We start from the raw sequence: 11,892 nt of genomic DNA on the forward strand, positions 1-11,892 counted from the left end.
TTATGATTATCGTAAAAATAGACTTTTTCAAAACATTTAATCTTTGAAAGATAATAGTAAACTCATAATACCCTCACAAACTCCAAAATCCTGTCTATCTACCTCAATTTGTCTTAAAGAACACATATAACTTATAATCCATAAGTTCTATGATAGTGATGGATTTGAAAGGTAACAAACTTAAAGATATACCTTTTAAAAGAAGTAGTATATTCATAGACACTGACCTCATAAGAAGCGTAGAAAAAATAATACAATCAATATACGAAGAAAAGGATAAAGCAATAGTAGAGTATCTGAAAAAATTTGACGATTTTGAGGTTGATTTTGATAAAAACTCTTTTATTGTCTCAGAAAATGAAATAGAAGAAGCAATCAAAACTGTAAATAGTGATCAGAATCTAAAAATTATTTTTGAAAACTTCCTGTTAATGGCAGATAGAGTTAAGAAATTCCATGAAGCTCAAATGGAACATTTTAATCTGAAAGGAAAATGGACTACTACAACAAATGGTACTGTTGGACAAGTTATAAAACCCATCGAAAGTGTTTGTGTATATGTGCCTGGGGGTAGAGCAATATATCCTTCAACACTGATTATGAATACAATACCTGCTAAAGTTGCAGGAGTAAAAAAAATATACGTTTCAACTCCATCTAAAAGTGGTAAAATTTCACCAATAATCCTAGCACTAAGCCAAAAACTAGGTATAGATAGCATATACAAGTTAGGTGGAGCAGTAGCAGTAGCTAGTTTTGCATTCGGAACTCAAACAGTTCCTAGAGCAGATATGATTGTAGGCCCCGGCAACAAATATTTTATAACTGCTAAGAAACTACTAAATGGTATTATCGGTATAGATATGCTACCAGGCCCAAGCGAAATAGTTGTAATAGCGGATCACGGATCACCTCACCATATAGCACTTGATTTATTGTCTCAACTTGAACATGATCCTGATTCAAATGGTTATTTTATATCAACAGACCAAAATCTCATGGAAGAAGTCAAAAACAACATAATTTTGATATCAAAAGAAGCAGAAAGAAAAGAAATACTGTCTAACTCTCTTAACAACTTTTTCTTTATTCTCGTTTCATCGATAGAAGAAGCTTTTGAAGTAAGTAACAGAATTGCTCCAGAACACTTAGAGGTTGTAGTAAAAGGTGTAGATATAAATAACATACATAATTACGTAAACAATGCTGGAACAGTAATAATAGGAGAAACAACCCCTGTCGTAATAACAGATTACATAGCAGGTGTCAATCATGTACTTCCAACAGGAGCAACTGCTAGGTTTTCGTCTCCATTAGGAGTTTATAACTTTGTTAAGTTCTATAACATAGCACAGTGGAATAGTTCAAACTTGCAAAAAGATATACCAATTGTATCATCTTTGGCAGATTACGAAGGACTTGAAATACATAAACTATCTGTTGAAAGAAGAAAGATCTAATACTAAGCAAAGTGGGGATAAATATATCCCCTTATAAGCTTTTATACTTTTGGTTTTCTTGAAGGAGGAGTAATCCAAGGCATCATTGCTCTAAGTTTTTTACCAACTTCCTCAACAGGGTGTTTAGACCATATTTCTCTCATTTTGGTAAAGTGTGGCCTTCCTGCTTTATTTTCTAGTATCCAATCCTTTGCAAACCTACCTGTTTGTATATCCTCAAGAATCTTTTTCATATTTTTCTTACTCTCCTCAGTAATAACTCTAGGTCCAGATACATACTCTCCATACTCAGCAGTATTACTTATAAAACTATTCATAGTTGATATTCCACCCTGATAGATAAGATCAACTATAAGCTTCATTTCATGTATACATTCAAAGTAAGCCATTTCTGGTGGATATCCTGCTTCTACTAATGTTTCAAATCCTGCCACCATCAAATGAACAACACCACCACACAAAACAGCCTGTTCCCCAAAAAGATCTGTTTCAGTTTCATCCTTGAAAGTTGTTTCAATAACCCCAGCTCTTGATCCACCTATTGCCTTAGCATAAGACAAAGCGATATCTTTTGCTTTACCTGTAGCATCTTGGTAAACTGCAATCAAGCAAGGAACCCCTTTACCATCAACATATTGTTGTCTAACAAGAATACCAGGCCCCTTAGGTGCAACCATAGCAACATCTACATCACTAGGCGGAACTATCTGGCCATAGTGTATATTAAAACCATGAGCAAACATCAACATTTTACCTCTCGTCAAATTATCTTTTATGTATCTCTCGTATATCTCTGGTTGAGTCTCATCAGGAGTTAATACCATTATAACATCAGCCCACTTAGCAGCACTCTCTATATCCATAACCTGAAGACCAGCATTCTTAACCTCTTCTTCAGTTTTTGACCCCTTTCTTAAACCAACTACAACATCAATACCGCTATCCTTCAGGTTTTGGGAATGAGCCGCACCTTGACTACCGTAACCAATAACAGCAACCTTTTTGCTTTTTATGATACCCAAGTCTATATCAACATCATAATAAACTTTCATAAAATCCTCCTTACAGTTAGGTATAATTTTACTCAACATAATAATCGCATTTCCAATTAACTTTTCACATTATATTGCCACTAGTAACAAAAACTAATACTCAAAATATAGTTTCACTTAAATTAATTTACCTAACCCATAACTTACCAATTCAAGATCTCTTCTCCACACAAATCATTTACCTCTCAAAGTCTACTCATCTTTATACAAGACACCAAAATTTGAATTAACACCCTAAACTTCTAAAAAATAGAAGTTATGAAGTTTTTCGAAGAAGTTGGTGGTTTAAAACCTTTGGGACATTACTCAACAGCAGTAATACTCGAAAACGGAATGCTGTTTCTATCAGGACAAATTGACATCCAAGAAAACACAGTATCTGGGCAAACAAGAAACATACTAAAAAACATAAACACTATTCTATCTGAACTAGGATACTCGAAGAAAAATATATTCAAGGTAGTCGTTTATATAACGGACATTTCAAAATTTTCAGACTTTAACGATGCATACAGAGAATTTTTTGAAGATCACAAACCTGTAAGAACAACCATAGGTGTCAAGGAGTTACCCAAAGGAGCACTTGTAGAGATAGAAGTATATGCATTCAAGCCATAACTTACTATCATATAGTATTTACCAAAACAAAATTGTTAAAAACTATATTAAATCTTCCTAGCAAAAATTTTATTCCTTGAAATCACAAACTGGTGATTATACAACTCATTAACAATTTCAAAGTTACCATCAAAATACATCAGCAAACCTTCATTGCTATCAAAATCAAATACTGAGATGAATAATTTCCCATCAATTACTCCCAATCCCATCGTTTCAAACCAAAATGATTTAATAGGTACATCATACATTTCAAAAGTACTGTCACTATCTAAAAACATAATAAATCCATTAAGACCAACCATCCCCCATTTATTTCCAGAGAGAACTACTTTATCATTAAAACTACTAATACCCGAAAACTCCCATAGATCGTTGTTTACTTCTATATCTAAAAACTCAGATTTTTCACCAGCTAATTTAACAACAATACCTCTGTAATTATCTTTATCAATACCATAGAAAAAATATTCATTATTCAAACTAACTCCATCTCTCAGTTCGTATTCTCCAATTAACATATCAGGTAATTTGATAAACTTCATATCATCAACAAACATCAATCCACCATTCATAACATCTTCGTCTGGCCTATAAAAATTTCCAGAAACGACTATACCATCACTCCAATAAAATTCAGAAAAAGTATCCTTAAACACAACCTCCGAAATCTTCTTAGCATTCTCATCAATAACAATCATAGTAGCAGATCTAAAAAAATACTTATCAACTCTAAATCCAACAAGTATAGCCTTACCTTCTTCTTCAAAAACGTTTCTACAATAGAAGTTTTCAAAATTTTTCAGTACTCTACCATCTCTTCTAATAACAGTAGTATAATTGTTTGAAAAGTTAAACACATCAAACCCTAAAGTACTTCCAACAGGAATTAAAAATGTTTCTTCAAGAATATTCATACTACATCACCTTTTTATAACCAAAATATCATCAAAGTTCTTGTGTTGTTCCAACTTAGTAATTTCAGATTTTGTTGTTTCAAGTATTGCCATGAATGAAGTTATCTGCTGTAAAATGGGCTCAGAAAATACAATTTCAGAAAAATTGAAAAAATTTCTAACTTGGAGTATCCTCTTTATTTCATCAATTTTTAATGATATTGATGCTTCATCTCTTTTTAACTGAAACTTTCTGTCCCTTTGTATGTTTATGAAATACTTAACAGCACATCTCAACAAATCTTCCGTTGAATATTGTACATACCTTGATATATTTTTCTTAATAAGCTTTGAAAACATCTTCTTCCTCAAATCTCTTTTTTGCTTTAGCATATCTTTAAGTTGTCTATACTGCTTCATTATCTCAAGTTGCTGTATAAGCTTTTCTGTTTCTACCTCCATATCTTCATCTAGAACTTTAATGTTTGATAACGCAAGAGTTTTTAGGTACAATAATATTGAAGCAATTCTAACAAATTCTGCTGAAATTTTGATATCAGGTCTTCTAGTATTTGAATATTCTATAAACTGATCAACTATCTTAACAAGAGATATCCTAGTTATATCGAGTTTATTTTTTATTATGAGATTAAGTAACACACCAAGAGGTCCTTCAAACTCTTCCGTCTTTACTTTCATATCTATTTCAACAACAACTGCCTGAGAAAAAACTTTTTGATTTGTCTTCATTCAACAAAATAATATTTATAGAAGAACTTCCTTTTCAAATTGTATCCTCTACTTTCTGGTAACAAAACACACCAACTACTCACAAAAACTCAGAGCAATGCAAAAATTTATACATAAAAAACATATTTTCAGCTACACTTAAAAACTAAGAAATAAACAAAAGGTATTGAAATTCATTCTTGTGTTTTTGATTCACTTTTACTGGAGTTGTTTCTTGATGCCCTATATATTTCAATTACAAGGAACATTACAAAATAACTTAGAAAGCCACTCAAAACAGCCAAAACAATATTACCCACAGCAAAAGAAAGCCCAAAACCAAACATATTTTGTAACACACTTTTTTCCGAAAAGTTAATACCAATTTTTGTAATAAGTTCTCCAACTTTGTAACTACTTGCTACCCAAAACGGAACAAAAAGTGGGTTATTTACAAGAGTACCAACCAAAGCAGAAAAGAAGTTAAACCTTATTACCAGAGCAAGCCCTGCTAATATTAGAGCTCCAAACCCCAGTGTTGGCAATATACCAACAAAAACTCCAATAGCAAACCCTAATGATATTTGGTGTGTAGAATCTCTCAATCTGAGCAATTTTTTAAAACTTAGTACTATCCATCTGAAAAGCTTTCCTATCATATTACCTTTTAGTTTCATCCTTATATTATTCTAAACAGAATTATGCCAGTTTTCAAAATCCTCCTTTCACAGCACTCTTTCTACTTTAATTGTACTTTCAACTTTGATTGTATTGTAGGATTTGATACTTCTACCTATGAAACTTGATATTGGTCTATTAGGATGAACATTGTATATGAATATTTCATGTCCTTTTCTTGAAATTTCATACATAAAAAGTGCCAACTCATTATCAAGTTTAGGAGTTATAAGCATAACTGCAGTACCCCAAGGAATCTGGATAGACAAACTCTTAAGTGTTTCTAAAAGTGTTATGTTACTTTGAGAGTATATTCTAGCAAGAAGTTCAAAAATAGTTGATATGTGAGTATTACCAGAAGATATCGGTATCTCAAAGAAACCATTTGGATTTTCAATAACCAACTTATCTTTCATTGAAGATTTTCTTTGGATTTGTCCATTTGCAACCAATCCAATCTCTTGATTGTAGTTGTAAAGTTCAAAAATCACAGTAGTAGCAACTTCAATAGCAAATTCTTCGTAGAAATCAGGATACCTAACATCATAGTCTGGCCGGTATAAATTCAAAAAAATGATAGTGCCTGAAGATACTGAAGGAGTGTAGTAATTAACATACAGTTTATTATGCTTAGCTGATATTTTCCAGTTTATTTTTCTTATTTCATCACCACTTTGGTATTCTCTAATACCTTGAATTTTAGTCAAATCTTCAAATATAGGCAACGGATTTCTTATTTCGCCATAAGGTTGTAATATGCTCTTGTCAAATTCATTATGCGGAAGAATAGACGGAAAAACTGTAACAAAATCTACAGTATCATAGTCTTTGGAAGAAAAAGTCTGCATAAAGATATCCTTCAATTCAACCATAGTAGGCCCTAAATGATGGTCACCTCGTTTGGAACCAATAATACGATACGAGAGTTTTTTACTCGATTTTGGTGGAAGAAATATAAAAAACGTTTCTTTTTGTTTGTAAGACAACGTCATACTAGTATAGTCATATACATAACCAATTAACGGGAATATACTTCTGTTTTCTATTATCACACCAGCATAAGTACTATCTCCGTTGAATATCTTGGTATTTTCTATAAACCTTGACACTACTACACTAGCACTTACTGAATTTCTGTAAATTACGTTAAAAACCAAAAGTAAAACAAAACTAATAATTGCTAGGATAGTTTCATAAACAGGGAAAACTATCATCATTGTTACAAAAATTATTCCTAGAAGTACATACTTCGCCATATTAATTTGATTTAACATCTTCTACTGGAACTTCAGTAGATTCAATGATAGAATTAAGGATATCATCTGGTTTAATTCCTTTGAGTTTGGCTTCGGGTTTTAGTATTAGTCTATGTCTTAAGCATGGAAATACAACATTTTTAACATCCTCTGGTATAACAAAATCTCTACCATTTATTGCTGCAAGCGCTTGCGACATCTTGAATATAGCTAAAGAACCTCTGGGAGATGCTCCTAGTAGTAGATTTGGATTGGTACGAGTTTTTTCAACAATCTGAACTATGTATTTTTTCAGACTTTCTTCAATGTATACTTTCTTAATCTCTTCCTGTATTTCAACAATTTCTTGTGTAGTACTAACCGAAGATATTGTTTCAATCGGATGCACTTCCTTCTGAGAGGTTAGAATCTGGATTTCCTCATCTAATGAGGGATACCCTAGAGATATATTGATCATAAATCTATCCATCTGAGCCTCGGGTAGTGGAAACGTTCCTTCAAATTCAATAGGATTTTGAGTTGCTAAAACAATAAAAGGACTAGGTAAACTAAAACTTACACCCTCAATCGATATTTGAGTTTCTCCCATTGCTTCAAGCAATGCAGATTGAGTTTTAGGAGTTGCTCTGTTAATTTCGTCAACTAATAATATATTCGATATTATAGGTCCCTTTCTAAACTCAAACTTTTTAGTTTCTGGGTTATAAATAGATACCCCCAATATATCCGACGGTAATAAATCAGGAGTTGCTTGAACCCTTCTAAAAATACCACTAATACTTTTAGCTATAGCCCTAGCTAACATAGTTTTACCTACGCCTGGTATATCTTCTATCAGCACATGTCCTTTGGAATACATAGCAGAAAGTATTAGCTTTATCTGTTTTTGTTTACCTACAATAACCTTGCTTACGTTTCCTATTATATTCATACTAATTTCTTTAACTCTTTTTACATCCATAAATCCTCCAACGCAATAGAATTTTAATCCAACATCACTTAAGTTTCAATTGAACTTTATCTTAAGACAAACAATAAAAAATTCCAATCTTTTCAGCTAAGTATCAAAAAAGAAAACTCATTCCAAAACACAAACCTATATATACTTAATATTCAAAGATAGTTTATAGTAAATCTACAATAGTCTATATATTCGTAACTCTATTATTAGTAGAAATACTAGCACCTATAACAACTGGATCATTCACCCAATTTATATTGTTAATTTCCATTCCAGAACTTGCCTCTCTGTAGATTGCCTTAAGAGTATTCGTTACAAATACATTTCCATAAAGAGTATGTCCAGATATATCAGATGTTTCATAGATACCTATAGTAGTACCTGAACTACTACCACCTATTAGATTGTTAGAGATGAATAATCCTGAAACATTCTCCAAATTTATTACTTTATTCTGACCGCAATTTGTGAATACTGAATTAACTATTAAAAGATTTGTCACGTTTCTTGCAAATATACCCCCTGTATCTCCACTAGCATTACCAAAAGAACTCGAGTAGAAAATATTACTAACAGAATTGATCAAATACACCCCAGATGTATTGTTTGCAGTGTTTTGTAAAATTATAGAATTCGACACCACATTATAATGACTTAAAAAAAAGTATACGGTACCAAAATTATTAGCTGCATTACCTAAGAATACTGAAGAAACCAAATTGCTCAAACTATTATCAAGGTACACAGCCGATCCATTTTGACCTGTATTACTTACGAACTCTCCTGATATAAGATTTAAGGTAGAACTTTTCAAGTACAATCCACCACTATTGTTAACCGCACTATTGTACTTGAACGAAGAATTTATGATATTTGAATGAGAAGTTTGAAGTCTCATTCCACCACCTCTACCATTACTACCAATCACCCTATTGCTGATAATCTCAGCTACCACAACATTATGATGAGAAGAGCTAAAATACAATCCCCCACCGCCATCTTCTAAATTACCTCCAGCAGCAACATTCGACAATATCAAGTTTGAAATCAAGTTACTCATTGAACCATCAAAATAGACTCCTCCTCCGTTAAAACTAGAGTAATTAAAACTTACCAAGCTATCAATAACATTACCATAAGAATTAGTAAGATAAATTCCACCTCCATAAGAAGCAGTATTTGAAACAATTCTACTCCTAATAACATTGCTATAAGAAGACTCTATATATATTCCACCACCTTTCGACAAAGCACCATTAGTACCTATGATCGAATTCGAAACAGTAGAATAAGAAACATTGCTAAAATATATTCCGGCACCTACTTTATCTTGATCCAGAGTCCCATTAGCAAATCCCCCAGTTATAATAAATCCATCTATCAATATACCAGATACATTTGTTGAGAATATAATATGGTTAAGACTATTCTGACCATTTAAAATGGAATACCCACTCCTACTACTAAATCCAACATTCCAACCACCTATTAATCTCAAATTATTGTTTGTTATTACAACACCAAAACCACTGGAATTAAGACCATTCCCAGGTGTATATGTACCAGTAGCAATGAGAATGTTACTAATAGAGTATTGATTTGCAATTTCTATTGCTCTTCGAATCGTTCTTACAGGTAACGTTCTAAAAACACCTAAATTAGCATCATTACCAGTAGTTGAAACATAAACATTAGGAATAATCACAAAATTATTTGTAGTCCAGTTTGTAAGTCCTGCTTTGTCAACAACAAATACATACATAGTATTTGTACCTTCCTCAAGATTTGACAAATTCGTCCTCCAAGAATTACTCCCATCAACTACCCCAAACTCACCACTATCACCAACCCTTAACCTAACCTCCTTTATACCTAAATTGTCACTAGCAGTACCTAAAACCAATACCGAACTAACAGCAAATACCTGACCATTCGTCAAATTCGTAACCAAAACTACAGGAGGTGTAACATCAATCACAAAGTAAACTACATTCGTCATAGAATGCTCACCACTAACACTAACAGCAAAAAAGTATATCTCATTCGTACCCTCATTCAAACCAACCAAATTCGTCCTCCAAGAATCACTCCCATCAACTACCCCAAACTCACCACTATCACCAACCCTTAACCTAACCTCCTTTATACCACTATCATCTGATGCTGTACCAGAAACCACTATTGAATTAGTATGAAATATCTGCATATTAGTTGGGGAAAGCACAGAAACAGTAGGAAGTAGTGATACAGTATTATCACTTATTCTTATAGGAATCAAATCGGTAAGACGAGTACAATTGGATACTGTTACCATTATAGAAGTTAACAAAAATACCAAAATGTAGTATTGACTTAAATTCTTCATAACTTTCCTCAATTAACATTATACAAACTTCTGCAAAAACTTACAACTATTTCTAGGCACCCAGAAAGCTCAAGACTTCCAAACAAATTTACATCTGCTGAAAACACTTTAAACTCAATTTCGAATTATGTCCAAAAGTTATGATTTTATTTGTGTGTTTCCGACGGATATTTGCTACTTTTTGATTGCTCCGAGTAATAAATAGCTTTATTTATGGCATTTAAGTATGCTTTTGCACTCGCAACTATAATGTCTGTATCAGTTCCATGTCCTGAAAACGATTGCTTTTCACTAAGTATAGAAAGATTAACCTCTCCAATAGCATCTTTACCAGACGTAACAGCGTGTATACTAAAGTCTTCAAGTTTAACATCTTTTATACCTACAATTCTATCAATTGCTCTGAATGTAGCATCAACAGGTCCATTACCAGTTGCTGACTCTATATAATCTTTATTACCCTTCCTTAAAACAACAGTTGACGTTGGAATTGTTTTATCACCTGACATTATTTGAACACTCACAAGACTATAAACAGATTTAGTTTCATCAATATTTTGAGAAAACGTCACTACTAAATCTTCTTCATAAACATTTTTCTTCTTATCTGCTATTTCAAGGAACCTTTTATACATTTCTTCAAACTCTTCTTCCGAAGAATATGTTATACCAAGCTCCTTGAACTTGACTTTCAGCGCATGTCTACCTGAATGCCTACCCAATATTATTTCGGATGAATGTCTACCAACATCTTCTGGTTTCATTATTTCATAAGTCTGCCTGTACTTCAAAACCCCATCTTGGTGAATTCCTGACTCATGTGCAAATACATTCCTACCTACTATAGGCTTATTATAAGCCAAAGGTAATCCTGTTATAGAAACAAGAAGTTTACTAGTTTTGTATATTTCCTTAGTGTTTATATTTGTATAGAATGGGTATATATCATTTCTAACATTTATAGTCATAACTATTTCTTCCAGTGATGCATTACCTGCTCTTTCGCCGATACCATTAACACTAACCTCAACCTGATCAGCACCAGCTAACAAAGCAGATAATGAATTTGAAACTGCCAATCCTAGGTCATTATGACAATGAACACTTATTTTAGCTCTGTCTCCTATAGTCTCCTTTATTGATTTCACTATGTTATAAAACTCAAATGGTGTTGTATATCCTACAGTGTCAGGTATGTTTAATGTTGTTGCTCCTGCTTCTATAACAGCTAGGAATATTTCCTTAAGGAAGCTAATATTACTTCTAGTAGCATCTTCAGCAGAAAATTCAACATCATCAACTAAACTCTTAGCATACTCTACTGCTTGAACTGCCATCTTCATAACTTCATCTGGAGACTTCTTTAGTTTATACTCCATATGTATAGGAGAAGTTGCTATGAAGGTATGAATTCTTTTCTTAGGTGCACTTTTTAGGGCTTCATATGCCGACTTTATATCCTTTTCAACTGCTCTAGCTAAAGCTGCAATAACAGGACCTTCAACTTCCTCTGCTATCATCTTAACTCCTTCAAATTGTATAGGAGATGATACTGGAAAACCTGCCTCTATAATATCTACACCCAAACTCGCCAATTGCTTCGCAAAAATTAACTTATCCTCCGATGACATACTAGCACCTGGAGATTGCTCACCATCTCTTAATGTAGTGTCAAAGATATATATTCTTCGCTTTTCCATTCTTCACACCTCTTCAAGGATTAAAATTTAAGTAATTCAACCAGTTGTTTCAAGTTAATTAAAGTATAATAAAAAAGTCACATAAAATTACCACTAATAACTCCAAGAACGATATTCACCAAAAACTAACTCTAACAAAAATCATTCCTCAACTAAAATCGTTACATAACCTAATCT

The 11,892-nt window shown here is 32.7% G+C and carries 10 protein-coding genes; 2 read left to right on the forward strand and 8 right to left on the reverse strand.

All coding sequences use genetic code 11. The features are described from left to right. The first annotated feature begins 149 nt into the window (after positions 1–149). Positions 150–1,460: a histidinol dehydrogenase gene (hisD, locus tag N2712_02230; protein ID MCX8028791.1), complete on the forward strand. Its 1,311-nt coding sequence runs from the start codon at positions 150–152 to the stop codon at positions 1,458–1,460. Between the two features lie 41 nt (positions 1,461–1,501). On the opposite strand, the gene ilvC is transcribed toward hisD, so the two are convergent. Continuing rightward, positions 1,502–2,512 carry a ketol-acid reductoisomerase gene (gene ilvC, locus N2712_02235; GenBank protein MCX8028792.1) on the reverse strand — a complete coding sequence of 337 codons (1,011 nt, stop codon included), beginning with the start codon at positions 2,510–2,512 and terminating at the stop codon, positions 1,502–1,504. A gap of 258 nt (positions 2,513–2,770) precedes the next feature. Here ilvC and N2712_02240 point away from each other — a divergent pair, with 258 nt between their 5' ends. Then, positions 2,771–3,130 carry a RidA family protein gene (locus N2712_02240; protein ID MCX8028793.1) on the forward strand — a complete coding sequence of 120 codons (360 nt, stop codon included), beginning with the start codon at positions 2,771–2,773 and terminating at the stop codon, positions 3,128–3,130. Positions 3,131–3,177: 47 nt separating this feature from the next. On the opposite strand, the gene N2712_02245 is transcribed toward N2712_02240, so the two are convergent. The 7 genes from N2712_02245 to N2712_02275 form a co-directional block, all read right to left on the reverse strand. After that, positions 3,178–4,047, reverse strand: coding sequence for a hypothetical protein (locus N2712_02245; GenBank protein ID MCX8028794.1), 870 nt, complete (start codon positions 4,045–4,047; stop codon positions 3,178–3,180). A gap of 6 nt (positions 4,048–4,053) precedes the next feature. Next, positions 4,054–4,776: a segregation/condensation protein A gene (locus N2712_02250; GenBank protein MCX8028795.1), complete on the reverse strand. Its 723-nt coding sequence runs from the start codon at positions 4,774–4,776 to the stop codon at positions 4,054–4,056. 173 nt (positions 4,777–4,949) lie between these two features. Continuing rightward, positions 4,950–5,432: a DUF2062 domain-containing protein gene (locus N2712_02255; protein ID MCX8028796.1), complete on the reverse strand. Its 483-nt coding sequence runs from the start codon at positions 5,430–5,432 to the stop codon at positions 4,950–4,952. A 48-nt stretch (positions 5,433–5,480) separates the two neighbouring features. Further along, positions 5,481–6,689 (reverse strand): DUF58 domain-containing protein, encoded by a 1,209-nt coding sequence (locus tag N2712_02260; GenBank protein ID MCX8028797.1) that lies wholly within the window; start codon positions 6,687–6,689, stop codon positions 5,481–5,483. Between the two features lies 1 nt (position 6,690). Further along, positions 6,691–7,650, reverse strand: a complete 960-nt coding sequence (locus N2712_02265; protein MCX8028798.1) for a MoxR family ATPase — start codon at positions 7,648–7,650, stop codon at positions 6,691–6,693. A 184-nt stretch (positions 7,651–7,834) separates the two neighbouring features. After that, on the reverse strand, positions 7,835–10,015 hold the full coding sequence (locus tag N2712_02270) for an Ig-like domain-containing protein (protein MCX8028799.1): 2,181 nt from the start codon (positions 10,013–10,015) through the stop codon (positions 7,835–7,837). Between the two features lie 146 nt (positions 10,016–10,161). Continuing rightward, complete coding sequence (locus tag N2712_02275) at positions 10,162–11,715, reverse strand: 2-isopropylmalate synthase (GenBank protein MCX8028800.1); 1,554 nt, start codon at positions 11,713–11,715, stop codon at positions 10,162–10,164. Between the last annotated feature and the right edge of the window lie 177 nt (positions 11,716–11,892).

This window comes from Brevinematales bacterium, assembly GCA_026415355.1.
Lineage (GTDB): Bacteria > Spirochaetota > Brevinematia > DTOW01 > DTOW01 > SKYB106.

Bases quoted from the DNA above. Each gene is read 5' to 3' on its own strand.
- N2712_02275 (MCX8028800.1), bottom strand. From the start codon at position 11,715: ATGGAAAAGCGAAGAATATATATCTTTGACACTACATTAAGAGATGGT.
- N2712_02250 (MCX8028795.1), bottom strand. From the start codon at position 4,776: ATGAAGACAAATCAAAAAGTTTTTTCTCAGGCAGTTGTTGTTGAAATA.
- N2712_02270 (MCX8028799.1), bottom strand. From the start codon at position 10,015: ATGAAGAATTTAAGTCAATACTACATTTTGGTATTTTTGTTAACTTCT.
- ilvC (MCX8028792.1), bottom strand. From the start codon at position 2,512: ATGAAAGTTTATTATGATGTTGATATAGACTTGGGTATCATAAAAAGC.
- N2712_02240 (MCX8028793.1), top strand. From the start codon at position 2,771: ATGAAGTTTTTCGAAGAAGTTGGTGGTTTAAAACCTTTGGGACATTAC.
- N2712_02255 (MCX8028796.1), bottom strand. From the start codon at position 5,432: ATGAAACTAAAAGGTAATATGATAGGAAAGCTTTTCAGATGGATAGTA.
- N2712_02265 (MCX8028798.1), bottom strand. From the start codon at position 7,650: ATGGATGTAAAAAGAGTTAAAGAAATTAGTATGAATATAATAGGAAAC.
- N2712_02245 (MCX8028794.1), bottom strand. From the start codon at position 4,047: ATGAATATTCTTGAAGAAACATTTTTAATTCCTGTTGGAAGTACTTTA.
- N2712_02260 (MCX8028797.1), bottom strand. From the start codon at position 6,689: ATGGCGAAGTATGTACTTCTAGGAATAATTTTTGTAACAATGATGATA.
- hisD (MCX8028791.1), top strand. From the start codon at position 150: ATGATAGTGATGGATTTGAAAGGTAACAAACTTAAAGATATACCTTTT.